25 protein-coding genes and 1 pseudogene are annotated in these 26664 nt (G+C 38.8%); 23 read left to right on the top strand and 3 right to left on the bottom strand.

All coding sequences use genetic code 11. The features are described from left to right. Window positions 1-44 precede the first annotated feature (44 nt). The 3 genes from nadD to rsfS are packed head-to-tail and all read left to right on the top strand — an operon-like array spanning window position 45 to window position 1647. A complete protein-coding gene (gene nadD, locus G610_RS0102895) occupies window positions 45-698 on the top strand; it encodes a nicotinate-nucleotide adenylyltransferase (RefSeq protein ID WP_026523577.1) in 654 nt (217 codons plus the stop codon). After that, the gene (gene yqeK / locus G610_RS0102890) at window positions 695-1282 is read left to right on the top strand and encodes a bis(5'-nucleosyl)-tetraphosphatase (symmetrical) YqeK (protein ID WP_026523576.1); all 588 of its coding nucleotides are present in this window, start codon (window positions 695-697) and stop codon (window positions 1280-1282) included. The genes nadD and yqeK overlap by 4 nt, the downstream gene beginning before the upstream one ends. Further along, window positions 1279-1647, top strand: a complete 369-nt coding sequence (rsfS, locus tag G610_RS0102885) for a ribosome silencing factor (RefSeq protein ID WP_026523575.1) — start codon at window positions 1279-1281, stop codon at window positions 1645-1647. Before yqeK ends, rsfS begins: the two co-directional genes overlap by 4 nt. A gap of 102 nt (window positions 1648-1749) precedes the next feature. On the opposite strand, the gene lexA is transcribed toward rsfS, so the two are convergent. Beyond that, entirely contained in the window at window positions 1750-2367 is a 618-nt protein-coding gene (gene lexA / locus G610_RS0102880) for a transcriptional repressor LexA (RefSeq protein ID WP_026523574.1), read from the bottom strand. A gap of 493 nt (window positions 2368-2860) precedes the next feature. Here lexA and G610_RS0102875 point away from each other — a divergent pair, with 493 nt between their 5' ends. The 7 genes from G610_RS0102875 (at window position 2861) to G610_RS0102845 (ending at window position 8552) form a co-directional block, all read left to right on the top strand. After that, entirely contained in the window at window positions 2861-3289 is a 429-nt protein-coding gene (locus G610_RS0102875) for a LysM peptidoglycan-binding domain-containing protein (protein WP_026523573.1), read from the top strand. Window positions 3290-3413: 124 nt separating this feature from the next. Beyond that, window positions 3414-4043 carry a cytidylate kinase-like family protein gene (locus tag G610_RS0102870; RefSeq protein WP_026523572.1) on the top strand — a complete coding sequence of 210 codons (630 nt, stop codon included), beginning with the start codon at window positions 3414-3416 and terminating at the stop codon, window positions 4041-4043. 5 nt (window positions 4044-4048) lie between these two features. Next, complete coding sequence (gene yfbR, locus G610_RS0102865) at window positions 4049-4642, top strand: 5'-deoxynucleotidase (protein WP_026523571.1); 594 nt, start codon at window positions 4049-4051, stop codon at window positions 4640-4642. A gap of 9 nt (window positions 4643-4651) precedes the next feature. After that, a complete protein-coding gene (locus G610_RS0102860) occupies window positions 4652-5992 on the top strand; it encodes an MATE family efflux transporter (RefSeq protein ID WP_026523570.1) in 1341 nt (446 codons plus the stop codon). Beyond that, window positions 5982-6737 carry a CPBP family intramembrane glutamic endopeptidase gene (locus G610_RS0102855; RefSeq protein WP_026523569.1) on the top strand — a complete coding sequence of 252 codons (756 nt, stop codon included), beginning with the start codon at window positions 5982-5984 and terminating at the stop codon, window positions 6735-6737. Before G610_RS0102860 ends, G610_RS0102855 begins: the two co-directional genes overlap by 11 nt. 226 nt (window positions 6738-6963) lie before the next feature. Continuing rightward, window positions 6964-7185, top strand: a complete 222-nt coding sequence (locus G610_RS0102850; protein WP_026523568.1) for a hypothetical protein — start codon at window positions 6964-6966, stop codon at window positions 7183-7185. Between the two features lie 74 nt (window positions 7186-7259). After that, entirely contained in the window at window positions 7260-8552 is a 1293-nt protein-coding gene (locus G610_RS0102845; RefSeq protein WP_242829603.1) for a fibronectin type III domain-containing protein, read from the top strand. Window positions 8553-8732: 180 nt separating this feature from the next. On the opposite strand, the gene G610_RS21940 is transcribed toward G610_RS0102845, so the two are convergent. Continuing rightward, a complete protein-coding gene (locus G610_RS21940) occupies window positions 8733-9701 on the bottom strand; it encodes an AraC family transcriptional regulator (protein ID WP_196809798.1) in 969 nt (322 codons plus the stop codon). Between the two features lie 381 nt (window positions 9702-10082). On the opposite strand from G610_RS21940, the gene G610_RS19510 reads away from it, so the two are divergent. From G610_RS19510 to G610_RS0102790, 10 genes and pseudogenes are all read left to right on the top strand, one after another. Further along, complete coding sequence (locus G610_RS19510) at window positions 10083-11588, top strand: extracellular solute-binding protein (protein ID WP_051197539.1); 1506 nt, start codon at window positions 10083-10085, stop codon at window positions 11586-11588. Between the two features lie 123 nt (window positions 11589-11711). Further along, the gene (locus G610_RS0102830; RefSeq protein WP_330366846.1) at window positions 11712-12623 is read left to right on the top strand and encodes a carbohydrate ABC transporter permease; all 912 of its coding nucleotides are present in this window, start codon (window positions 11712-11714) and stop codon (window positions 12621-12623) included. A gap of 2 nt (window positions 12624-12625) precedes the next feature. After that, window positions 12626-13540: a carbohydrate ABC transporter permease gene (locus G610_RS0102825; protein ID WP_330367573.1), complete on the top strand. Its 915-nt coding sequence runs from the start codon at window positions 12626-12628 to the stop codon at window positions 13538-13540. A 37-nt stretch (window positions 13541-13577) separates the two neighbouring features. Further along, window positions 13578-15653 carry a beta-glucosidase family protein gene (locus G610_RS0102820; RefSeq protein ID WP_026523564.1) on the top strand — a complete coding sequence of 692 codons (2076 nt, stop codon included), beginning with the start codon at window positions 13578-13580 and terminating at the stop codon, window positions 15651-15653. A gap of 71 nt (window positions 15654-15724) precedes the next feature. After that, on the top strand, window positions 15725-17737 hold the full coding sequence (locus tag G610_RS0102815) for a right-handed parallel beta-helix repeat-containing protein (RefSeq protein WP_026523563.1): 2013 nt from the start codon (window positions 15725-15727) through the stop codon (window positions 17735-17737). Between the two features lie 266 nt (window positions 17738-18003). Further along, entirely contained in the window at window positions 18004-18717 is a 714-nt protein-coding gene (locus tag G610_RS0102810) for a hypothetical protein (RefSeq protein ID WP_026523562.1), read from the top strand. Between the two features lie 410 nt (window positions 18718-19127). Continuing rightward, window positions 19128-19373, top strand: a complete 246-nt coding sequence (locus G610_RS0102805) for a hypothetical protein (RefSeq protein ID WP_026523561.1) — start codon at window positions 19128-19130, stop codon at window positions 19371-19373. Between the two features lie 334 nt (window positions 19374-19707). Beyond that, window positions 19708-20535, top strand: a pseudogene (locus G610_RS19505) (tRNA 2-thiocytidine biosynthesis TtcA family protein); the annotation flags it as partial. Window positions 20536-20578: 43 nt separating this feature from the next. After that, window positions 20579-21427, top strand: coding sequence for a carbon-nitrogen hydrolase family protein (locus G610_RS19500; RefSeq protein ID WP_051197537.1), 849 nt, complete (start codon window positions 20579-20581; stop codon window positions 21425-21427). A 22-nt stretch (window positions 21428-21449) separates the two neighbouring features. Beyond that, a complete protein-coding gene (locus tag G610_RS0102790) occupies window positions 21450-22289 on the top strand; it encodes a CPBP family intramembrane glutamic endopeptidase (protein WP_026523560.1) in 840 nt (279 codons plus the stop codon). Window positions 22290-22327: 38 nt separating this feature from the next. Here the strand turns inward: G610_RS0102790 and G610_RS0102785 are convergent, their stop codons facing one another. Then, entirely contained in the window at window positions 22328-23224 is an 897-nt protein-coding gene (locus tag G610_RS0102785) for a helix-turn-helix transcriptional regulator (protein ID WP_026523559.1), read from the bottom strand. A gap of 269 nt (window positions 23225-23493) precedes the next feature. Between G610_RS0102785 and G610_RS23875 the strand changes: the two genes are divergently transcribed. Genes G610_RS23875 through G610_RS0102770 form a run of 3 tightly spaced genes read left to right on the top strand, consistent with a single transcriptional unit; the run spans window position 23494 to window position 26639 of the window. Further along, window positions 23494-23652, top strand: a complete 159-nt coding sequence (locus tag G610_RS23875) for a glucuronate isomerase (RefSeq protein ID WP_155830938.1) — start codon at window positions 23494-23496, stop codon at window positions 23650-23652. Window positions 23653-23680: 28 nt separating this feature from the next. Continuing rightward, window positions 23681-25165, top strand: a complete 1485-nt coding sequence (locus tag G610_RS0102775) for a tagaturonate reductase (RefSeq protein ID WP_026523558.1) — start codon at window positions 23681-23683, stop codon at window positions 25163-25165. Continuing rightward, window positions 25158-26639, top strand: coding sequence for a UxaA family hydrolase (locus tag G610_RS0102770; RefSeq protein ID WP_026523557.1), 1482 nt, complete (start codon window positions 25158-25160; stop codon window positions 26637-26639). The genes G610_RS0102775 and G610_RS0102770 overlap by 8 nt, the downstream gene beginning before the upstream one ends. The last annotated feature ends 25 nt before the right edge of the window (window positions 26640-26664 follow it).

Raw genomic sequence — 26664 nt, 5'->3', positions numbered from 1 at the left:
AATATAAATAGACTTTTATTTTTTAACTACACGAGGTATATATTATGGCACCCAGAAAAATTGGAATTGTAGGCGGAACATTTAACCCTATTCATAATGTACATTTACTTCTTGGTGAAGCAGCAAGAGAGCAGTTTGGACTTGATAGAATCATTTATATTCCTACAGGAAAATCTTATTTAAAACAGGATGAGGATATTCCTGCCGGCGAGATGCGCTATCAGATGGTGAAGCTTGCCATAGATAATAATCCTTATTTTACCTGCTCAAGACTTGAGATAGACAGGGAAGGCAACACTTATACCATAGATACAATTAATGAGCTTAAGAAGATGTATCCCGGTGATGAGCTTTATCTTATCCTTGGAGGTGATACCTTTAAGCAGATTGAGAACTGGTATCAGAGTGAAGAAATTTTCAAGAATTGTATAATTCTTGCAGCTGTAAGAGATAATATGTCCATTGAAGATATGGATAAACAGCGCAGTTATCTTCACGATAAATATGGTGCCGATGTTCGAATCCTTCAGTTCAGGAACATCGACCTTTCTTCCAGCGATATCAGAAAGAGACTTCTATCAGGAAGATCAGTTAGATACATGGTTCCTGATGCAGTTATCGAATTTGCTATTCTTAAGAATATCTATTCCGGTGTTACCGTTTCTGATGAAGATGATATGAAGGTTTACGTGAAATGAAAACCCTTGAATTATCCAAAAAGTTCCGTAAGGAAATGCAGGATGCGTTAAAATCCGAGAGGTTTGATCATACTCTTGGAGTTGCATATACCGCTGCTAATATGGCTGCAGTTTTTGATGCGGATAATCAGAAGGCTCTTATAGCTGGTTATCTTCATGATTGTGCCAAGAACTTAGATCACGAAGAGCAGATTAAGATTTGTAAAAAGAACGGTATCGAAATAACTGATGTGGAGAGACGAAATCCATCACTTATTCATGCAAAAGCCGGAATGTGTCTTGCGAGGACCAAGTACGGAATAGAAGATGAAGAGATTTTAAATGCGATCAGATGGCATACCACAGGACATCCCGGTATGACAACTCTGGAGAAAATTGTATTTATTGCTGATTTCATCGAACCTAACAGGAAGCCATTAGAACACATGGATATAATTCGTAAGGAAGCTTTCCGCGATCTTGATTCATGTATGCTTCTAATTCTCAGGGATACTCTTAATTATCTTAAAAACATCGATAAAGAATGCGATTCAATGACTCAGGACACTTATGAATACTATTTGAGAAAGGCAGAACAGAAATGAGTAATTCACATAGCTTAGAAGAATCAAAGAAAATGGTAAAGATCGCTGTTGAAGCTCTTGAGAATACCAAGGGCGAAGACATCGAGATTCTTGATATCAGTGAAGTATCATCACTTGGTGATTATTTCATTATTGCAAACGGAACAAACAGATCTCAGATCCAGGCCATGGCAGACAGAGTAGAAGAAGAACTCTACAAGGCAGGCTATAAAAAGAAGGATATTGAAGGATACGAAAGTGCCTTCTGGATTCTTCAGGATTTTGAAGATATCATCGTTCACATATTTGACAAAGAGAACAGAGTATTCTACGACCTTGAGAGAATATGGCGCGATGGTAAAAAGGTCACAAAAGAAGAGATTTAATTTATAAATTATTGGAAGCAAAAGTATAAGAGTTATCATAAAAGCTTTTGCTTCTTTTTTTTGTAAAAAAAGAAAGGAGGCTCAATCAAGCCTCCTTAATCTTTAATATAATCTAAGTACTCCGAATACCTTACCCAATATCTCACAGTTATCAACAATAATAGGATCCATCGAATCATTCTCCGGCTGCAGTCTGATGTGACCGCTTTCCTTATAAAAGGTCTTAACAGTAGCAGAATCATCGATAAGTGCTACAACCTGATCTCCATTCTTAGCAGTATTACAGCTCTGAACAAAAATCTTATCCCCGTTATAAATTCCTGCATTTATCATTGAATCGCCCTTTACATTAAGAATAAAGGTATCAGCTCCCTTAGGACACATGGATGCGGGAATAGGGAAGTATGTATCGATATTCTCCTCAGCAAGGATCGGAAGGCCTGCAGCAACCTGACCAACTACAGGTATGCTTACCATCTCTGTTCTGATCATATTAAAGCTGTCATCGCAGATCTCGATCGCTCTGGGCTTTGTAGGATCTCGTTTGATATATCCGTTTTTCTCAAGAGATGCGAGATGAGAGTGGACAGAAGATGTGGACTTAAGCTTAACGGTCTCGCAAATCTCTCTGACTGTGGGCGGATAGCCCTTATCCAGAATAACTTTCTTCATATATTCAAGTATTTCTTGTTGTTTAGCTGAAATTTTCCCTTTTGACATAATTCTCCCTCCAACAATTAGTATGAACCTACGTTCAGTTTATCATATCTTATAAACTAATGCAAACATATATTCGCCTATTCGATATGCGCTATTTGGTTAATTTATTTACGAATATTAAAGTGTGACATTTATGGGACAGTTCGTGATTTATTATAAAGACAGTTCAAGAAACCGCGGTGAAATTTATAAAGGAAACTATATAAAAAAACTTCATAAGGAAAAAGTTTCATAAAATCACAAAACACCCACATAGATGTGAGTGTCCTGCGATTTTCTTATGAGGGGGAGATAGTGATTTCGTTCATCAACTATCTTGATACATATATTACTTTATAAATATGAACAAAATATGAACTGAAACGAATGATTTCTTTAAGATTTCAAAAAGAACAAATGTGCGAATTTCCTGTTGACAAATGAATATATGTTCGATATATTATTTTAAAGAACAGTTGTTCGCAACATTTGTTCGAATAATGGAGGGTATGAAATGAGCAGTGCAGTCGGTACAGTAAACGGAACAAACAGAACATACAGCAATTACGACATCATCGAACAGAGCCGTATCAGATCTCTCAATAACAGGAAGAGACGAGAGAGACAGCTTCGCCGTAGAATCATTATATTTGTAGTAATGACAGCAATCATTATCTTCCTTGGAATGTTCTTATCATTTTCATTCTTCTCTGATGCAAGTGCTGATGAGTCACATACACAGCACATTTATTATAAGACTGTATCAGTAACAGCCGGAGATTCTGTATGGAGTATTGCCAATGACAATCTTGATTCTATTCACTACAGAAAAGCACAGACTCTGGTTAATGATATTGCTAAGATCAACAAAATATCTACTGATGCCAAGCTTACAGCCGGCACTAATATAATAGTTCCTTACTATTCGGATGAAGTGAAGTGAAATTTAACTAGTATTACTACAATTTAAAATAATTGTTGCTATATAGCATAAAAATATCCATTTTGTAAACTCAAATATGTTATAATTGTATTATTAAAAGACCATTCGAAGTGGAGGTTCTGTTATGAATACAATTATTACAATAGGCAGACAATTTGGTTCAGGCGGAAGAGAAATTGGCGTGAAGGTTGCTGAGTATTTTGGCATTAAGTTTTATGACAAAGAACTTCTTACCAGGGCCGCAAAAGAAAGTGGATTTGCTCAGGAGATGATTCAGGATCATGATGAGCGTCCCACAACTTCTTTCCTTTATAATCTCGTAATGGATACCTATTCATTTGGTTATAATTCATCAAGCTTTGTTGACATGCCTATCAGTCACAAGATTTTTCTTGCTCAGTTTGATACTATCAAGAAAATTGCTGATGAAGGTCCATGCGTAATTGTTGGTCGATGTGCTGATTATGCATTGGCTGATTATAAAAATGTAGTAAATATATTTATCCATGCTGATGAAGAAGATAAGATAGAGCGTGTTATGAGCAGATATCCTGATATCACTACCAGGGACAAGGCCTTAGAGATGATTCTTAAGAAGGATAAGCAGAGACAGAGCTACTATAATTACTATTCATCAAAGAAATGGGGCAGATCTGATACTTATGATCTTACAATTAACAGCAGTTGCCTTGGAATAGATGGCACTGTTAAGCTTATCACACAATTTGTAGAGGATTTCGAGAATAACGACTAAACATCATGGCTTATAATTTCTTTGCAACTATATCAAGAATGAAATATATCGAGCGCTGGGCACTTATGCGTAACTCCAGACAGGAGAATCTCTGTGAGCATTCTCTTGAGGTTGCGATGATTGCTCATGCGCTTTGTATTATTGGAAATGTCAGATACGGAAAGAGTCTTAATGCAGAAAAGGCTGCCCTTATAGGGCTTTATCATGATGCATCTGAGATAATTACCGGTGACATGCCGACTCCGGTGAAGTATTATAATGAGGAGATAAAGCGTGCCTACAAACAAGTTGAGGCAATTGCTGATATTTCACTTTTACACAAACTTCCGGAAGACTTACAGCCTGCTTTCGAAGAGATTTTCAAAGCTCAGGACGGTGAGGACGAAGAGTACATGCGAAGGCTTGTGAAGGCTGCTGATAAACTTTCAGCACTCATAAAATGTATAGAGGAGAAGAATGCCGGCAACAGTGAGTTCAGAACGGCAGAGAAGAGTACGTTAAAGTCTATAAATAAACTCAAAAAGGATTTACCGGAGGTTGAAGACTTCATGAATGATTTCCTTGAGCCATACGGTAAGACTCTTGACGAACTCTCATAGTTATTTGTTATGCAGAATGAATTATTTGAAAAAGCACCTATTCCAAAAGCATATATGAAAATGGCGATGCCTGTAGTTATGGGTATGATCGTTACGCTTGTATATAATCTTGTAGATACATATTTTATAGCGTTAACGGGAAATACGGACCTAATTGCAGGTATTTCTATTTGTGCACCTTTATTTACACTTCTTTTGGCTATCGGTGATATATTTGGAATCGGTGGAAGCTCTGTTATCTCAAGACTTCTCGGTGCAAGAAAAGAAGATGAAGCTAAGAAAAAGAGTACCTTCTGTTTTTATACAGCTATCATTACTGGAATTATATTTACTGTTATTATGCTTGTATTCAGAAGTCCTATATTAAATATCCTTGGAGCGACACAGCAGACATACGTATATGCAGAGCAGTACTACAGATGGCTTATTCTTGGTTCCACTTTTGTTATTTTCTCGCTTGTACCCACTAACCTTCTAAGGGCAGAGGGTGCATCAATGGCATCAATGATAGGTTCTATCATCGGAACCGTTATAAACATTTTACTGGACCCCATATTCATCTTTACCTTAGGCTTTGGAGCTGCCGGAGCAGCCATGGCTACGGTAATCGGATATATATCTACATGTACGTTCTTTGTTATTTATATTCTTAAAAAGAGTAAAATATTGTCCCTATCACTTAAGGGATTTGTTCCTGAATTCGCATCATTATCTGAAATACTTGTTATAGGTCTACCTTCAAGTATATCAAACCTTATGCAGACGATTGGAATTACGCTTACCAACAGATTCCTTATGCCCTATGGTAATGAGAATATAGCTGTAATGGGTATCGTACTTAAAATTGTGAATATCGCACTTCTTGTTCTTGTAGGACTTGCCTTTGGCGGACAGCCTATTATTGGATACAATTATGGTGCTAAGAATATGGACAGGCTGAAAAAAACTTTACGTTTCGGTATTGCTGTTACAGGCGGATCGGGACTATTCTTTACAATAGTTCTTTCCTTGTTGGCGAACCCTATTGTATCAAGGTTCTTAAGTGATTCTGAACTAATTTCACTTGGCGCTAAAATGCTAAGATTACAGCTTCTGGGAATGCCGCTTGTTGGAGTCTGCCTCATATTTATTTGTGCATTCCAGTCCACTGGAAAGGCCCTTAGTGCATTTATTTTATCAGCATGCAGACAAGGTATTGTTTACCTGCCTGTAATCTTAATCGCATCGAAGCTTATGGGAGTTAATGGTGTAATTTCAGCACAGGTAATATCCGATATACTTACTACAGTAGTTGCCTTTTTCATCTTTAGTAACAGCCTGCTGAAGGATATCAGAACTTATGGAAAATGAACATAAAAAGCATGAGCGCATAAAATTAACTGAGCTACACAAGATTAAAGATGATACTTCAGATCCCGTTGCATACGCCAGGAAAATGGAGCAGAAGTTTCATGATTCTTCTTCCATGCTTGCTATTTTAATGGTCGGAATTGGTGCATGGGTACTATTTTATGCCTTTTGGGATTCTACCGGCAGGCCCTTTTCAATTGCTTTTATGGTCCAGGCAGAAGATGCTCTTGGATTATTCTTGTTTTTTCTTGCACTTAAGCACACAAGTTTTACATGGAGTGATATAGGTCTGTGGACTGATAATCCTAAGAAGATAATAAAGTCTGCGCTTATAATCAGTGCATTATCATTTGGTTTATTATGTATTGTCAAATATGTTGCACAGCTATATGATCCAAATCTGTTTCAGACAGAACATGGTTTTTTCGATATCAGAAGATTTAATTTATATCAGGTCTTTTATTTATTTACTGCATTTATTCAGGAATTCATCGCCAGAAGCGTTCTTCAATCAAATCTCAAACGAATTGCAATAAGGAACAAATCTGCCTATTCAATAATACATGCATCCATTATTTTTGCTATTTTTCATATAGAATATGGCTTCTGGTTTATGATAGGAGCCGCAGTTCTTGGCGGTTTATTGGGAATTCTATATGATAAGCAAAAAACCATTCTTGGTGTATGGATTGTTCATTGGATTCTTGGTGTAGCTGCATTTTTACTGGGAATAATCGATCAATAAATAGTTTATTATTGTATGTATTCTTATTTATTCAAGTTCTGAATAGCGCTCAAGCACTTTGCTTCACAAAATTACATTCTTGTCAAGTACGAATTATGAATGAAACTTTTCATTTTCCGTAATTTTTTTCTTGTGTTTTTTCTATATAATAATCATTGCACGGATTAAATAGTTTTATATTCAATTTGGATATTTACATTAGTCCAGATAGATGGGAGGGTGAGATATGAATGAAAATACTTTTTACTTACGTCGTACAGTCATAATAGTGGTTCTGACTATTTCTCTTACAATATTGCCACTTCTGACATTCTTTACTAAAACCAGTAGCCCTTCAGAATCATATCTTGCCAGCAATACAAATGATGAAACTGTTACCATTTCGGATGGTGGATTCATTTCCGATGATTTGAATTTATCCAATTTTATAGCAATGATAGTCGAGTAACACTCTTATTTATATATGTTCTTTTATTCTAATTCAGTAACTTTTGTTCCTTTATTATGAGGGAGGGCTGTTTTATGAATCAAAAACGTCATTCAAGACAAATTCCAACTTTTGTACTGTCATTATTTCTGCTGTTCATTTTATTTCAATCAAGTATAATCCATGCTCGAGCTGATGATATTGTATATCCTTATGAAGAAAAGGGGATCCTTTACATGCAGCTTCATCAACCTTCTGCTTTTAATGAAGTTGGGAAAGTCGGCTTTTGTGGAGAACATTATTTTAAAACTGAAAATGGTTATGATTTGATAGTGGAAGCGAACTGGTACATAGTAGGCAACAGTAGTAGCCTGGCAATTAATGATGTTTTTCAACCGAATACAAAATATATTTTTTCTGTTAATGTAAGAGCATTAAATAACAATTCTCAAGTACCTATTAAAATTAGTTTTTTAGATTGTGATAATAAAATTAAATGGGATACTAAATCCGAGAAGCTAGAGCGAAGTTATAATAATAAAGGACTTTTATTTACAGCAACAGTAACACTTCCGAACTTAGTTCCTGATATAAAAAAATACAATTTAGGAGATGTTACTATTGATTTTACATCAGGAGAGACTTCTATTGTTGGAGAAGACAAGTATAATGGATTTTTAAATTTTTTATATTTGATCAGCGTATATGATGAGTCAATAATTTTTAATTATTCCGAAGAAGAACCGCCAACAATGGATATTGATAAAGATTCAAATCTTGATTTTATGTTACTTCCGGTTTATAAGGATGGAGATGTTAACGGCGTTTCAGTTATTCTTTTGGGAACAAGCAGAACATCGGGAACATATACATTAGAGCTGGGTGAAAAGTCATTAAAAGCTTTGCCTGACGAAATGCGCTCACATCCGGAATACTTTTATTCAAAAGCTACATTTGTTATTTCAAAATCTACAAATGATAAACCAATTGATCCTAAAGACGATAAAACTGTAACTGAGCCTACCAAAGAAAATACACCTCAGGTTAACACCGAGGCAGTACCTGCACAGCAGAATAAAGAAACTCTTGATAAAAAGCAGAAGAATGCCAAGATTTCTAAGGTTACTGCAGGCAAAAAGTCTTTCACATTAAAGTGGAAGAGGGTTAATAAAGGAATCAATGGCTACGAGATTCAGTACGCAACTGATAAGAAGTTCAAAAAGAATGCAAAGATAGTAAATATCGGTAAATCAAAGACCACATCCAAAAAAGTAAAAGGTCTTAAATCCGGAAAAAGCTACTTTGTTCGTATTCGTACTTATAAGCTTGTTGATGGAAATAAGGTAATATCTAACTGGAGCACATATAAAAAGATCAAGGTAAAATGATTAAAAATTGCACTTTAAATCTATCAGTAAATGCACTATAGTAATATCTATAAAATAGTTTTAATTCAGTAAATTAAATAATATTGCAGACGCAATATAAAAAAATCGCTTAGATGCTTCCACTCTCATCTAAGCGATTTTTATTGTCTTTTTCAAATTAAAAGATAAACGAAATATATTTCATTTTTTCAGATCTGCAAACATTGGGTTCGCAGGAAGCGGGTGCTTAGCTTCATTTAGCATCCTGAACTGTGATGGAGGATATCCGGTACTTTTTCTGAATGCTCTTGTAAAAGCTGTACTGCTTGCAAAACCGGACTGGTAGGAGATATCCGTAATTGACAGCTCCGGATTAGACAGTAGCGTTTGAGCATAGTTTATACGCATCTGCTGCAAATATTGATAAAAGGTAGTACCAGCATAATCTGAGAAAATCCTCTCAAAATGATATTTGCTGAATCCTGCGAAGGCTGCCACATCCTCCAAAGATATATCCTCAGTAAAATGCTCTGAAAGATAAGCACAGACATTACTTAGGGACAAAGTGTTTTTATATGCAGCAGCTGACGAAGCAGCCTCAGGTGCCTGGAAAAGCGCAATGTTTTTGCCACAAAGAACAATAAAATGCATAAGTATGGAATAGATCTCAAGCTCGCCATATGGATCGAGCTCTGTAAATGACATGAGGCTATGACCGAGGCGGCCTTCACTCATCTGAACAGGCGGAGCAGAGCCAAAATACAGTTCTTTTATCTCATCTAAATGGTCGCAAAGCTGAGCATATAAATTCTCAGGACAATTCCTTTTCTTTATATGAAGGGCAGGCGACATAAGTCTGAATGCCTTGTCTATTTCTTTTAGTACCGAAAGCCTGGAAAAGTCAGCCTGAATATAGACTCTTGTTCCAAAGGAAAGAGAGAAGATTTCATGCAAAACAGCAGGGCACACTAAAAGAATATCGCCCTCTTCAAGATCATAAGTCTGAGTTCCGCATACAACCTTGTATGGAGACTCTTTAATCCAGATTATCTCAATATCTGTATGCCAGTGAGGAGGATAATCCGTGTGCTCCTGATTGATATACATTCGAAGACTTGTGTTTATCTTATGCTTAACACTTTCCTTTACTCCATCAAATTTAACTCTCATATTCCAAGTCCCCACATTTGGAAAAATAGCATTTTTTGACAGGTAACTAATAAGTCCATAATTGCCATTATTTTCGAAATATTTCGAGAAATAATAAACAAAAACTTTATATTTGATAGCAATTATAACATACATAACAACAGATAAAAGTATAAAATATGGCATTTTGTACACCTTTTATTAAGAATAAATTAAATATGGTTGTCGTTTTGTATAATAAAAAAGCAATTTTTGTATATTAGATAGCAATTTTTTTACAAGCAATAATTAACAGTATAATTTATTGTTTATTCATAAAGAAACAGATAAATGTTTTATAAAAATGATATTTTCTGACTAATTGTCAGAAAATATCGGCGCAAAACATAAGGAGGGTTATGTATGAGCAAAAAGTTATTAGCTACTTTGTTTGCAACAGTTTTCGCTGTTACAACAATTGCCGGCTGTGGCGGTGGATCATCAGCACCTGCTACAACAGAATCTGAGCCTGCAGCTACTGAAAGTACCGAAAGTGCAGATACTACTGAAGCCACTGAGACTACTGAAGCAGCTGAGACTACAGACGCAGCAGAAGCAACCGAGTCTACAGATGCAGCATCAGGCAAACAGACTGATGGTAAGAATCTGCCTACACTGACAACCGAACCTATGACGATCACTCTTTGGGATATCGCTACAGAAGATCCCGGAAAGAGCACTCAGGAAGCAGCTGTTCAGAGATTCATGGCTGATTATCCCAACATCACTGTTAACCAGGTTCACCAGCAGAACGATAACTACAAACAGCAGCTGGTTGTAGCAATGAGTTCAGGCCAGGCTCCCAACATGTACATCCACTGGGGTGGCGGCCCTATGGCTGAGTACTACAAGTCAGGTTTCGTAAACGATATCACTGATATGTATGCTAAATACGATCATCCGGATTTCATCGACGCAGCTGTAGCACAGTCAACCTATGATGGCAAGATGTTGGCTATTCCTTTCGGCGGACTTTCAGGATGTGACGTATTCTACAACAAGACAATCTTTGCTGACCTTGGTCTTGAAGTTCCCACAACCATCGATGAACTTGAAGAAGTTTGCGCAAAGCTTAAAGAAAACGGCATTACTCCTTTCGCTCTTGCAAACGCTTCCAAATGGACAGGTTCCATGTACTACATGTACCTGGTAGCCCGTCACTCAGGAAATGCTGAATTCGATGCAGCTTATACACAGGAAAATGGCGGATCATTCACAAGTGAAGCTTTCATCTATGCAGCTGAAAAGATTCAGGATTGGGTAAAGAAGGGGTACTTCCCGGATGGTGTGAACTCTCTTACAGCTGATGATAACCAGGATAGAGCACTCCTTTATGATGGCTCTGCAGCAATGATGCTTCACGGCTCATGGCAGGTTTCCGGTATCAGAGCAGACAGTGAAGAGTGGTACAACGAGAACGTTGGCGTATTCCGTTTCCCTGAAGATGCAGAAGCTAAGGCTAAGGGTGTTCCTCAGAACGTTGAAATCGGAACAGCTATCGGTAACGGATTCTCCTTCAACTGCTTCAAGGAAGATGGTTCTGTAGACCAGGATATGCTTGATGCTTGCTATGTACTTGCAACTCAGTACTACAACGATGACACTTATAACCAGACACAGGTTGCAAACGGAACAATTCCTTCAATCAAGGGCTTTGAGCAGGGTATCGACGATCCTTGTAACAAGGTTGTTGTAGACGTATTCTTCAACGCTTCAAACGTACAGCTTTGGTATGACCAGTATCTGCCCGCATCTGTAACAGAAGTTCATAAGAACTGCATGACCGAGCTCTTTGGTCTTGAGAAGACTCCTGAGGAGATCGGACAGGAACAGGATGAAGCAATGCAGAAGGCATTAGCAGAAGAGTAATAGAATAAGATTTTTAATTACTTAGCTGCGGCTGGATATTAAAACCGCTGCCCGCAGGATAACTATTTTCCTGCGGGCAGTTTTGCTTATTTATTCGCCTAAGGGCGACAGGAAGGAGATAACGTGGATAAAAGTAACAATATGGGGCTTGCTCAGGCAAAAGCAAAGAGTACAGCCAAAGCAGCAACAGTGTTCCTGCTTCCGGCGCTCTTACTGATTGCAATTTTCATAGTATATCCCGTAATTGATACATTCGCTATCAGCGGATATAAATGGAACGGCATCTCGGCAGGAAGAGTATTTATCGGTCTTGATAACTGGAAAGCTCTTTTAAAGGATGCAATGTTCTGGAAATCATTTCAGCACAATCTGATAGTAATGGTATTTTCCATACTTATTCAGATTCCTCTCGGTATGCTGCTCGCAACATTCCTTGATGCCGGAGGCAAAAAATTCAATATCTTCAAAGTAATATGGTTTTTACCTTATCTTATGAGTTCAGTTGCTATAGCATTCCTTTTTAACTATGCTTTGGCAACAAACGGAGGAATCATTTCTTCTCTGGCAACACTTATAAATGGTAAAAGAACCACAATCGATTTACTTGGTACAGCACCTAATGCACTTTACACAGTTATCGGTGTTATGGCATGGCAGTTCACACCTTTTTATATGGTTTACTTCATCGCCGGATATGGAAACATCGATACCACGATCTATGAAGCTGCTGTAATCGACGGTGCTACCAGAGGGCAGTACATTCGCATGATTGCCATACCTCTTCTTGGACCGATCTTCAAAACAGCCTGCACAATGTCTCTTATCGGATCACTTAAGTACTTCGATATGATCTGGAACATGACACAGGGTGGACCGTCAGGTTCTACAGAGCTCATGGCGACCTACATGTACAAACTTTCATTCCAGCAATTTAACATGGGCTACGGTTCCTGCGTGGCAGCCGGAATGTTCATTTTGATAACGGCAATCGCATTACTCTTTAACAAGGTATTTAAGGTTAAGGAGGAATATTAAATATGACAGATAACAATTTGAATGGTGGTACTATGGCAGTAGATATAAACAGTCTCGGAAAATCAAATGATACTGATTATCGCATGTCCAAGATAAAATCCAGGATCGCATGGACGATAGCAATTATCTTTGCGCTGATTCAGCTTGTCCTTACGCTTACACCGTTTTTCTTCATGATAATGAACTCCTTCCGTAAGCAGTTCGATATGCTGCAGCAGGGTGTTTTCCATCTTCCGGATCCCTGGTATTTCAACAACTATGTAGAGGTTGTTACCCATGGCTTCTTTGGATATTTCTTCCGAAGCGTACTGGTTGTTGCAATTTCACTTGTACTTATGCTGATCATCTCATCGTTTGCTGCATATCCTCTTGCAAGAATGAGTTTTAAATTAAACCCTTTTATCTATGCAACGATTGTAGCAATGATGTCTGTGCCCATGCACGTAACACTTATCCCTATCTTCAAGCTGACAACTACCGTTGGATTCTACGATTCACTTAAAGCTTTGATAGGTCCCTATGTTGCATTTGCACTTCCTATGTCAGTTTTCATTCTTACAGCATTTATGAAAACTATTCCGAGAGAGATAGAAGAGTCGGCAGAAATCGATGGCTGCAACCGCTATCAGAATTTCTTTATGATGATCCTTCCTTTATCAAAATCAGGATTGTCAACACTTGCAATCTATAACGGCGTTTCAATGTGGAATGAGTTCGCATTTGCAAATACCTTACTTATCAGCCCTGAGCACAAGACATTACCGCTTGCTCTTGGACAGTTTAAGGGTGAGCATTCCCTGGATATCCCGATTATCATGGCAGTTCTTACCTTATCAGTACTTCCCATGATCACACTCTTCATCGTGTTCCAGGATAAGCTCGTTAAAGGTATGATGGCAGGTGCTGTTAAAGGCTAACAGAACTTCCTTGTGAAAACAGAAAGGACAACTCGGTATGAAAAAAGATAAAACTTACAGAATGACTTTCGACGAAAAAGCCAGACAAATTGTTGGGGAACTTAGTCTTGAAGAGAAGGTTAGCCTCATGGCCGGTAATATCGATGCTACGTCCATGAAGGAAAGTGAAATAATGGAGCTGGTTCTTGGAACAGAAGAAGGTGCCCATTATAATGTAAAACCTTACGAAGCAGGCGGCCTTCCTGATAAGGGCGTTCCTCCCATGAAGTTTGCAGACGGCCCAAGAGGCGTTGTTTGCGGAAATAACCAAACAACCTGTTTTCCTGTTTCCATGGCAAGAGGTGCAACCTTTAATCCTGCACTGGAAGAAGAAATCGGACATGCCATAGGTCAGGAAGTAAGAGCTTTTGGCGGCAACCTTTTTGCAGGCGTTTGTATCAATCTTCCTTACAATCCCGGATGGGGCAGAAGCCAGGAGACCTACGGCGAAGAAACCTATCAGATAGGAAGAATGGGTGCTTCTCTTGTAAAGGGTGTTCAGAGCGAAGATATCATGGCATGCGTAAAGCACTATGCTTTTAACGACATGGAAAATGCCAGATTCAAGGTAAGCGTTACCTGCGATCAGAGAACCGAGCAGGAGGTATATCTTCCTCACTTCAAGGATTGCGTGGATGCAGGTTGTGCCAGCATTATGAGTTCTTACAACCGCTATAACGGCGTACAGTGCGGACATCACAAATACCTTTTAAGTCAGGTTCTGAAAAAAGAATGGGATTTTGACGGCTTTGTAATGTCGGATTTCTGCTGGGGCGTTCTTGATACCGTAGAAGCCGCAAACGGCGGACAGGATATGGAGATGCTCTGGACACAGTTCTTTGGTCCAAGACTCGTTCAGGCAGTAAAAGACGGCTTTGTTCCCGAGAGCAGAATCGATGATGCGGCAGTCAGAATCGTTCGTACAATCCTTGCTTTTGATAAAGATCACAAGGAATATGACATGTCAGTAGTTGGCTCAAAAGAGCACATTGACCTGGCTAAGAGGGCCGCAGAAGAAGCTATTACACTTGTAAAAAATAAAAATGTCCTTCCTTTGGATAAGGGAATCAAGAAGCTTGCAGTAGTCGGGAAGCTTGCAGATGCAAATGTAATCGGAGATCAGGGTTCAAGCTGGGTTAGACCGCCTTATGTAAAAACTCCTTTGCAGGGCATAAAGGAAGCTGTTCCTTCCGCTGAAATTTTATATTCTGATGGCGCAGACCTTGATGAAGTAAAGAAGATTGCTGCTGAAGCTGATGCAGTTATATATGTTGTCGGATATAACCATGATGATGAGGGTGAATTCATTTCATCAGATACTACAGATAACTACACAGGTTCTATCGGAGGCGACAGAAAGAAGGGACTTGGACTTCACGATGAAGATGTAAAGCTCCTTCAGGAGACAGGAAGCATCAATGAAAAATCCGTTGTAGTTCTTATCGGCGGCAACATGATCATGATGACAGACTGGATAGATAAAGTGAACTCCGTGCTCATGGCATATTATCCCGGAATGGAAGGCGGAACAGCCCTGGCTGAGATAATCTTTGGCGACGTTAATCCTTCAGGAAAACTTCCTTTCGTTGTTCCTTACAAAGAAGAAGATCTTCCGAAGGTTGACTGGGAAGCCACAGATCAGTACTACGAGTATTACCACGGATACACAAGACTTGATAAGAATAACGTTAAGCCCCTTATCCCATATGGATTCGGACTTAGCTATACCACCTTCAAGATCAGTGATCCCAGCGTAGCTGTTGAGGGTGATGAGCTTGTTGCAAAGGTAACTGTTGCAAATACCGGTGGCAGAGACGGCGGCGAAGTTGTACAGCTCTATGCAGGTTTTGAGAACTCTGCTGTAGATCGTCCGGTTAGACAGCTTCGCGGTTTTGAGAAGGTATTCTTAAAGGCAGGAGAGTCCAAGGTTGTCACTGTTAAGACACCTCTTGAAAAGCTTAAATACTACAATCCTGTAGAGAGAAAATGGGTTCTTGAGAAGATGGAGTATCCTATTTACCTTGGTTCCAGCGAAGCCCTTGAAGATTTAGTAAAAACACAGATCACATTGTAACCTGCATAAGGTTTTTCATAGCCGGAGAAAGGGTCTTTCCTTCTCCGGCTTTTAAGAAAAGAGGATTTCCTATGAAAATTTACGTAAATGCTAATGCGACACATGATGGAAATGGAACTTTTGAGCTGCCTTTTAAGAGAATAAATCAGGCGGCAGCAATTGCAAAGCTCGGTGATGAAGTCATCGTAGCTCCCGGAACCTACAGAGAATACGTTGATCCAATAAATGCCGGCACAGAAGAAAACAGAATAGTTTACAGAAGCGAAAAGCCTCTTGGCGCCATTATTACAGGTGCTGAAAAGGTAACAGGTTGGAAAAAATTCCAAGGTGATGTATGGGTAACTAAGGTAAAAAATGGAATATTTGGCGAATACAATCCCTATACAACCCTTGTTTATGGCGACTGGTATTTTGCAACGCCCAATAAACATACAGGCTGCGTATGGCTTAATGATCAGGCTCTATATGAAGCAGTAACTTTGGATGAATGCATCGAAGCAAAAGTCTATGAATGCTCATGGGATCCCGAAAATTCAAAGAGAAAATGGTACGCCGAGCAGGATACTGAAAATGATGAAACTATAATCTATGCAAATTTTGGAGGCGCTGACCCCAATAAAGAAAATGTTGAGATAAATGTAAGACGCGAATGCTTTATGCCCGGAAAAGAAGGAGTAGGCTACATCACAGTCAGCGGTTTTAATATCAACAAGGCAGCTACCACCTGGGCTCCGCCTGCAGCATATCAGGACGGTATGATCAGTCCTCACTGGAGTAAGGGTTGGATCATAGAAGACTGTGAGATATGGGGCAGTAAGTGCGCAGGAATATGTGTCGGTCGTTACTATGATCCTGACAACAATCACTATTACACAACAAAGCATGTAAAGAGCCCCACTCAGATGGAAAGAGATTCCGTATGCCGCGGTCAGTACTATGGATGGCTCAAGGAAAAAATCGGCGGTCACATCATCCGTCGTAACAACATCCATCACTGCGAGCAGGGTGGTATCATCGGTCGTCAGGGCGGTGTTTTCAGCATTATTGAAGATAACCATATTCATCATATCAACAACATGATGGAGCTTGGCGGTGCCGAGATTGCAGGTATCAAAATGCATGCGGCAATCGACGTTGTTATGCGAAGAAATCACATTCATAACTGCACAATGGGCATCTGGTGTGACTGGGAAGCTCAGGGAACACGTATCAGCCAGAACCTTCTTCACGACAATGAGCGCCCCTCTTTTGCTAAGCAGCTGCAGGGTGGCATGACCTGTCAGGATATTTTCGTAGAAGTTGGTCACGGCCCTACGCTTATCGATAACAACATCCTGCTTTCAGATGTATCACTTCGCGTTGCTACTCAGGGTGTTGCCATGGTTCACAACCTCTGCGCAGGCTCATTTACAATGGTTGGAGAGGGCACAGGTTGGAGATATACCCCATACCATATTCCTCACAGAACAGAGGTTATGGGCTTCATGACAATTCTCCACGGCGATGATCGTTTCTACAACAATATTTTCATACAGAAATGGCCTTCTGAAGACTGGGTACTTGAAAACGACTCCAATCCAAATGAGAAGCAGATTGAAAACAGAAAGGTTGGCACTTACTGTTGGGATGAATATCCTACTTATGATGAATGGATAAAGCAGTTCGATATGGAAGAAGAGTATCCCAACATGAGAAAACATGAGGCTGCTCATTTCTCACATCTTCCTGTTTGGATTGATGGTAATGCTTATTTTGAAGGAGCAACACCCTGGAAAAACGAAAAGAACGCCTTCATTGATAACTCAGGAAAAGTAACTGTAGATGTCACAGAGAAAGATGGCGACTGGTTCCTTGATACCAACATCTATGATATCCTTAAGTCCTTCAAGGTAGATATGATCTCCACAGAGACTCTTGGCGAAGCCTTCGAGCCCGAGCAGAAGTTCGAGAATCCTGACGGAACACCTATTACTTTTGATGTTGATTTCCTTGGAAATCATAGAGGAACGGATATTATCCCCGGGCCCTTCGCATCAGCAGACAGCTCAAAAGAAGTGCTTTACGGAAAACTTGAAATAGAATAAGAAAGAAAAAAACTATAAAGAAGCGATAGTCGTAATACAAACGATTATCGCTTCCATTGTATTTTTTAGGTATCACTTGATTTTCCTGTTGTCAAGTACGAATTATGCATCAATTTATTCAAATTCCGTAAACATTTCTGAACAATAATCGAATATACTTGTATTGTCGCAAAAATATAATGTTCTACAATTCATATAAACATATTTTTCGTAGTTTATTTTCAGTAATACAAATTTTTATTATTATAATCAGGAGAACTAGTTTCATGAAGCATATTCGATATATTTTTCCAGCATTATTTCTCATCTTTTTTATCATAATAACAGCCTGCGGCAATAGATCATTAACAGGCAACACTGATATCCGTATGGGAGATCTGGAAATAACAATAGGCCAAATAAGTCATGAAGGCCTCGTTGAAGAGTATCTTTGGGATGGATCAGAGGAAGGATTGACTATAGACATTCCGGATGTCACCGATGAAGGCGAGAAAATAACAGAACTTGGCGGCTTCAAGAATATTGGAGTTCCTGATTTTTTCGGAATTAAACTAAAGTCATTCGATGAAGGCTTCGAAGAGTGGACAGGCCCTTATGGAAAACCTCTTCAGGAAGGTACCCCGGAATGGGAGGAAGCGAATAATGCAAGGTTAGAATACATGAAGCAAAATCCTTTATATGAAAAAATAGTAGACTATAAAGGTGAAGATGAGTCCTTATATGATGCGCCAATTTCCTTCGAAAAACTCACCTTCACAATAAATCTTGGAAAAAATATCAATAGTGTAGATATTTACGGTGGTTTCGTCAATAATCCATACGTTGGTTTCAGGCAGGATGATGGTAGCATTATCTTTTATGAGCCAGCTATATACTTTAATTGTGATGTGCAAAACGAAACCTTTTATTCCAAGGATGGAATCCTGTACTCCAGAAAAGATGATGAGAAGCAGGTGTTTCAGATGCCTTATCCTGACTGATTAAGCAAAAACAGGAGACTATGAAACTCAGAATGATGTTGTGCAAAAGAGCTGATTTAAACGTCAGCTCTTTTGTTTTCGAAACAATCAAAATCCTTCCTATATACCAGCTAAAATTTCTATTAAATAAACATGAAAATGGCCTTTTATCTAATGAAATTAGGTATCATTATATTAGAGCATAAGCAGTTTTAACTTAAATTTCAGGGGAATGGAGGTAGCATATTCAATGAAGAATGGTCAAAAGTTCTACTCAAATTGGAGTAAGAAAAAGAGCGTGAAGGTAAATTAGTCTGTTAGCAAATTTCACTTCTAAATATTTACGAATTAAGACTTATTCTTCAAAAAATAAACACATTTTCCTGCTATTCTTGACACATTGATAAAAAACTTTTTGGGAGGCAAAAATAATGAGTCAGGAAAAAGTAGATGCGTACAAAAAAGAGAAAAAGGGTAGAAAGGCAAGACTTGCCAAGCAGAAACGCAATGCTAAGATTGCGAAGATCTGTAGTTTAGTACTTCTTTTAGCTTTATGTTCATTTGCAGGATGGCGTGTATACGCTGCTAAGCATCCTTCAGAAGCGGTAAGCACTGAATCTACAGAAGAAGCTACAGCAGTAGAGGATACAATTGATACAGAATCTACCACAGAATAAGCAGACGATGAGAATACATCCACTGATGAAGCTGCTGATTCTGGTGCAGAAGTAGAAGATTCTTCTGAAAATGCAGATTAATACAAGAAAACTTTAAATAAGAATTTTCAAAAAGACAGTCTCAATATAAAGAAGTATTGGGACTGTTTTTTTATGAAAATGTGAAAAATGTGAAATGTAAATTTTCACCTTGCTGAATAAACGAACAGAATTTAAAATCTTATACGGATACATCCTGACGTTATTCCTGACTCAGTGTTATATCTGACATATATTTATAATTTTGATTTAGTAAGGAAATTTCAGTTATATGAGTGAAATCACAAACGATATAGAAGAAAGAATAAAGCGTGCTGAAAAAAGTATTCAGAAAAAATATCATAAACAGCTTTTTGCGCCATTTGCCAAGGCTTGTAAAATCTATAAGCTAATAGAAGAAGGCGATCATATTGCTGTCTGTATTTCAGGTGGCAAGGATTCTATGTTAATGGCAAAGCTTTTTCAGGAAATTCAGCGTCACAGACATGTAAACTTTGATCTGACTTTTCTTGTCATGGACCCGGGTTATGTTGCAGAAAACAGAGCGCTTATTGAGAGTAACGCCAAGGTACTTGGAATACCGATCACAATATTTGAAAGTACAATATTTGATACGGTTGATACAATAGAGAAAAATCCCTGTTACCTGTGTGCAAGGATGAGAAGAGGATATCTTTACAGTAAAGCAAAGGAGCTGGGCTGTAACAAAATAGCCCTGGGTCACCATTTTGATGATGTTATAGAGACAATACTTATGAGTATGCTCTATGGCGGACAAATTCAGTCTATGATGCCCAAGCTTCACAGTACAAACTTTGAGGGAATGGAGCTTATAAGACCGATGTATCTTGTAAGAGAAGAGGATATCTGTGCCTGGAGAGATTATAATGAGCTTCGTTTTCTCCAGTGCGCATGCCACTTTACAGAAACCTGCAGTACCATAAACGACGATGGTTCATCAACCAGTAAACGTCTTGAGACAAAGAAGCTTATAGCAGAGCTAAAAAAGACCAATCCTTTTGTAGAAACCAATATTTTCAGAAGCGTTGAAAATGTTCATGTTGACACTATAATTGAATATAAAAAGAATGGCGTAAGGCATAATTTCCTTGATGAGTATTGATCAATGATTCTTCCAAACTTAGAATCTGAAAGTGAGTCGAAAAATGAAACTCAAAATAGCATTTTTACAAATACTTCCAACAAAGAATACAGATGATAATTTAAAGATCGGAATTGAAGCCTGCAAGGAAGCCAAAAACAAAGGCGCCGATATAGCTTTATTTCCTGAAATGTGGAGCATTGGATATCAGTTTTCCCATAACGAGGCTGAGCTTAAAACACAGGCACTTTCTCTGGACAGCGATTATTTAAAACACTTTTCAGCGCTTTCAAAAGAGCTTGATATGGCTATCGCAATAACTTTGCTTGAAGCTCATGAACCCAAACCGAGAAATACTGTATGTCTCTTTGATCGGCACGGCAAGCTTGTGTACAGGTATTCCAAAGTTCATATCTGTGATTTCGGAGAAGAAGATGACGAGGGCGTTCTTGGCGCAGGAGATGATTTTTTTGTAGAGACTCTTGATACAAAAGAGGGCAGTATTCAGGTAGGTTCAATGATCTGCTATGACAGAGAATTCCCTGAGAGTGCCAGAGTACTGATGCTTAAAGGCGCAGAGCTTATTCTTGTTCCTAACGCATGTCCCATGGAAATCAACCGTTTATCTCAGCTACGCGGCAGAGCATACGAAAATATGTGTGCCATAGCCACATGTAATTATCCGGCGAATCATCCGGATTGTAACGGACATTCAACATTGTTTGACGGAGTAATTTATATTCCTGAGCTTGCCGGTCCAAGAGACTGCTGCGTTTTTGAAGCAGGCGAAGAAGCAGGAATTTATATCGCAGAACTTGATGTTGATCAGCTCCGAAGCTACAGACAGCGCGAAGTTTGGGGGATGAAAAACAGAAGACCTGAATTATATACTGTTATTAGTTCTAAGAATTAATATGTTACAGGAGGAATTGAACATGACCAGGAAACATACTATTTTGGATCATCCAATAATCGGATACTTTGTTCTTCTTATCTTTGTTATGCTTTTTTCATCTATTGGTGCATCACTGATAGACAATCCACTTTCAAATTTTATACCGGGTTATGCAAAAGAAATGATCGGATTCGGTACAACTGTGAAAAATGCATCCGGTATCGGAGCCGCTATAGGTGTCATTATAGCAGCAATTATATTTGCACTTTGGTTCAGACCTGACCTCAAAAACTTTCTTAGCTGGAAAGGCTTTAGGTGGGGCATTATTGTAATGCTTCCTTTACTTATAGCCGACTATATAGGTGCCGCTATTGATCTTTACACATTTGGACTAGGCAATGTGCTTGTTGCATTTTTAACCGCCCTTTCGCCCGGATTTACCGAGGAAGTCGCATTCAGAGGTCTCGGCATAGCCAACTACATGAGAACGATCAAGTCTGAGAAGAAGATAAAACATATATTCTGGCTGTCAACATTATTGTTTGCCGGAGTACATATAACCAATATCTTAACAGGCGAAAATCCTGTGGTGGGTATTTTTCAGGTAGCATATTGTATCGGAGTTGGAGCTGTTTTTGGAGCGGTATATTTACGCACTGCTAATCTGTGGGTTGTGATGATCGCGCATTTTACACTGGATTTTGTCGGCCTTATTAACAGTTACTATACTGCAAACGGAGGTGCTTCGACACAGCTGCTTATCAGTGATTGGACTAATCTTGTGGCATCTGCTATTGGAATAGTGACTGCACTAATCCTGTTATCACCCAAGCACTACCCGGAGATTATGGAACTTTGGAAAGAGAAGTGGAGTCAGTAAGATATAACACCTAAGCAGAAAACCTCTTAGCAATATGCCTAAGGGGTTTTCTTTTGAGCTTCCGCTGTATTTAATTTTGCGGTTTTAGCCAACTCCCTTGGTGATATTCCATATTCCTTTTTAAATGCGCGATAAAAATTTGAATAATCCTCAAAGCCATAATTATTGCATGCTTCAGACATTGATTCACCGCCTAAAATTGCATCGTGACATAGCTGAAGCCTTTTTTTTGCAACATATTTATGTAGTGAGATGCCAATGTTGTCTTTAAAAACATGTGAAATATAGAACTTACTCAAAAAGAAATGATTGGCAATGCTGTCCAAAGATAAGTCCTCGTCAATATTTCTTTCGATATATTCGCATATATTCTGATACAGAACATCCTGAGTTATTTTTTTGTTGTTAAATTGTTCATACGCAAGTCTGTTAACAGTAAGTATAAGTTCACAAACGCTGAGCTTTAGCTGACATTCTCTTCCAAAACGGGCACTCTTATTTTCCTCAATTATGTAAAAAAGTTTTGAAAGGATAGAATTAAAAGTAATTCTGTCAGTGTGAATGACATGTCTTGACTCTGTCAGCGCCATATTTACGGCATATGCATATTCCTGTCCCAGATGCTTCATTTCGGAAAAAGCTGATTTGCTGATCCATAAATCAAAACGCCTGTAGGGTATGTCAAAATCATGGACGAAAATTCCATGTGTAACAGAAGGAGGCACAATCAGAATATCTCCGTAGCTCAGCATATAGTGCTCTTGCTGTACCTGAGCTTCTGCATGTCCCTCCAGGAAAAAATAAAATTCATAATATTTATGCCTATGAAGACCGGTTCGGACCGTTGGCTTAGTGTCGTGATAATAATATAGTTCGAAATCAAGCGATTCCATATACTGTCTGTCGTCATACTGGCTGGTTAAATTCTTTTTCATATCCGACATTCTATACCAAAATAGCAACAATTGCAAAAAAACTCATAAACAGCAATAATTGCAATATTATAAACAAGGGCAGAATTAATGCAGAATGGAGAAATTGTATGCAAACATATAAAATAACTGCCGTTATAGAAGGCGGACATAAATATTGTAAAAATTGTTGTACTTGTTGTATAAGTTGGTTTAAAACCCCAAAGCTATATAAAAAATAAAGATTTGCAATTAGTATTATAGAAAAGGTTTTAATTGGGAGCTGGTGAAAGATGAAAAGTTTTTTAGATGAAGATTTTATTTTACAAACTGAGACTGCAAAGCATATTTTTCATGATTATGCGGAAAAATTGCCAATAATTCCTGCGGAGGGAATATTGCAAAGCTTATGTCGGAGCTTGATAAAACATGTGAACTTCCAAAAACGATAATTTTCTCTTTGAATGGAGGACTTTTAACATGGAGAAGCTTAGTTACAAACTATTGGAGGAAAAGGGGTACGATGGATACCTTCTAAAGGATGCACCGGAGAGGGTTCTTCAGTTTGGCGAAGGAAATTTCCTTCGTGCGTTCGTCGATTACTTTATCGATCTTATGAACGAAAAAGCAGGATTTAACAGCAAGGTTGTTTTATGTCAGCCAATAGAACATGGACTCGCTGATATGATAAACGATCAGGAAGGTCTTTACACACTTTATTTACGGGGACAGGAAAATGGGCAAAAAGTTAATAACAAAAGAGTTATTTCCAGTGTTTCAAGATGCCTTAATCCATACAGAGAATTTGATGAATTCTTAGCCTGTGCCAAAAATCCCGAAATGAGATTCATTGTAAGCAACACTACAGAGGCAGGTATAGCTTATGATCCTTCCTGCAAACCGGAGGATAGACCGTGTGCAAGTTTTCCGGGAAAACTGACACAGTTCCTGTATGAAAGATTTAATAACAAACTTCCGGGATTTATTATTTTATCCTGCGAGCTCATAGACAGAAACGGAGATGAGCTACTAAAGTGCGTAAATAAATATATAGATCAGTGGGGATTGTCTGAAGAATTCAGAGACTTTGTATATAATGATAATATTTTCTGCTCCACACTCGTGGACAGAATAGTTCCAGGTTATCCGAGAGCAGAAGCTGATGCTATTTGTGAGGAGCTTGGATATAAAGACAATATTATTGATACGGCTGAAGTGTTTGGCGCGTGGGTTATAGAAGGACCGCAGAAGATTAAGAAAGAATTTCCTGTGGAAGAAGCCGGACTTCCCATACTTGTAGTAGATAATGTTGATCCTTATAAAAAGCGCAAAGTAAGAATCTTAAACGGTGCGCATACATCTATGATTATGGGTGCATATCTTGCAGGACAGAATATTGTAAGAGATTGCATGAAAGATGATGTAATAAGGGGATATATGAATAAGGCTCTCTATGATGAGATTATTCCTGTTCTCAAGGGACTTGATAAGAAAGATCTTGAGGATTTCGCAGCCGCAGTTACAGACAGATTTGCAAATCCTTTCATTGACCATGAACTGCTTAGTATTTCCCTGAATTCAGCATCTAAGTGGAAGGCAAGAGTTATGTACACAGTACTCGAGTATTATGAACAGAAGAAGGAGTTACCCAAAGTACTGACATTTTCGTTTGCTGCATTTCTTGCTTTTTATCACAGAGGTTATGAAAAGCGGGAAGGCGCTCTGGTTGCAGAAAGAGACAGTAATGAATACCTTATCAAAGATGACGAATGGGTACTTGATGCGTTCCTTGCTCTGAAAGATGCTGATAATGAGAAGTTGGCAAGAGATATTATTGCCAATGAGAAGATGTGGGGAGATGCGCTCATAAAACTATCCGGATTTGAAGAAGCAGTTATTAAAGACCTTGCCCTGATAGATGAAAAGGGCATGTATGAAGCCATGAGGGAGGTTCAGGGTGAATAGTATCAGGATACATCCTTTGGATAATGTTGCAGTTGCACTTAGAGACCTGGAAGAGGGTGAAATTATAGATGCATCTGAAGATGGGTTAAAAACTATTGAGGCAATTGGAAGAGGGCATAAAGTAGCGCTTAATGACATAGCAGAAGGATCCTCGATAGTAAAATACGGAAACTGTATAGGCATTGCCACAGATGAAATAAAATCAGGAAGTTTTGTGCATGTACATAATGTCAAAACCTCTCTTTCTGAGAATTCCAAATATGAGTATAAACCTGAAATACCATTGCTTCCTAAAGTAGCAAACAGGACTTTTATGGGTTACAGGAGAGCCAAAGGAAAAGTAGGAATCAGAAATGAAATATGGATTATTCCTACTGTCGGATGTGTGAACCGGATTGCGGAGAAATTGGCCAGAGACAATCAGAACCTTGTAAAGGGATCAATTGAGGGATTATTTGCATATACCCATCCGTACGGATGCTCTCAAATGGGTGATGACCATGAAACTACAAAGAGGGTCCTTGCAGCACTTGTAAAACATCCAAATGCAGGTGGGGTTCTTGTTCTTTCTTTGGGGTGTGAGAATCTTACTTCAGAACAATTCAAGGAAGAACTCAGGGAATGGAACGGAGAAAGAGTGAAATTCCTTACCTGTCAGGACTGCGAAGACGAGATTGAGGAAGGCAGCAAACTTCTCAAAGAATTGGCGGATTATGCAGGCCAGTCCAAGCGTGAGGAAATAGATGCATGCGAGCTTATTGTAGGAATGAAGTGCGGAGGTTCTGATGGCCTTTCAGGAATAACTGCCAATCCAACGGTTGGCAGATTTTCTGACAGACTTATCTCTATGGGAGGTTCTACTGTTCTTACAGAGGTTCCTGAGATGTTCGGGGCTGAATCAATTCTTTTTAATAGATGTAAGGATAGCGCCACGTTCCATAAAGCAGTTTGTATGGTTGAAAATTTCAAGAAATATTTTGTGGATCACGGACAGGTTGTATATGAAAATCCAAGCCCCGGAAATAAAGCCGGCGGGATTACAACTCTTGAGGACAAGTCTTGTGGATGTGTTCAAAAAGGCGGAAGTGCTCAGATTTCAGATGTACTGGAGTATGCTGAGCCGGTAAAAATTAAAGGACTGTCATTATTATCAGGTCCGGGAAATGATATGGTATCAACTACAGACCTTACAGCTGCAGGAGCACATCTGATACTTTTTACAACCGGAAGGGGAACACCCTTTGGGGCACCTGTTCCGACAGTGAAGATTTCAACGAATACTGCGCTATATGAGAAGAAAGGCAATTGGATAGATTTCAATGCAGGAAAGGTAGCTGAAGGAAAAGAGTCTCTGGATGAAGCAGGGGACAGACTCCTGGACTATGTTTTGGATGTTGCAAGTGGACAAAAAACCAGGCAGGAAGACGCCGGGTATAGAGAAATATCCATATTTAAGGATGGAGTAACGCTCTGATTCGAAGTAAAAGCCCTTGATAGAT

The organism is Butyrivibrio sp. MB2005 (assembly GCF_000424285.1).
Classification (GTDB): Bacteria; Bacillota; Clostridia; order Lachnospirales; family Lachnospiraceae; genus Butyrivibrio.
The sequence above is the reverse complement of the archived record's forward strand: the minus strand, read 5'-3'. Positions and strand labels throughout refer to the sequence as shown.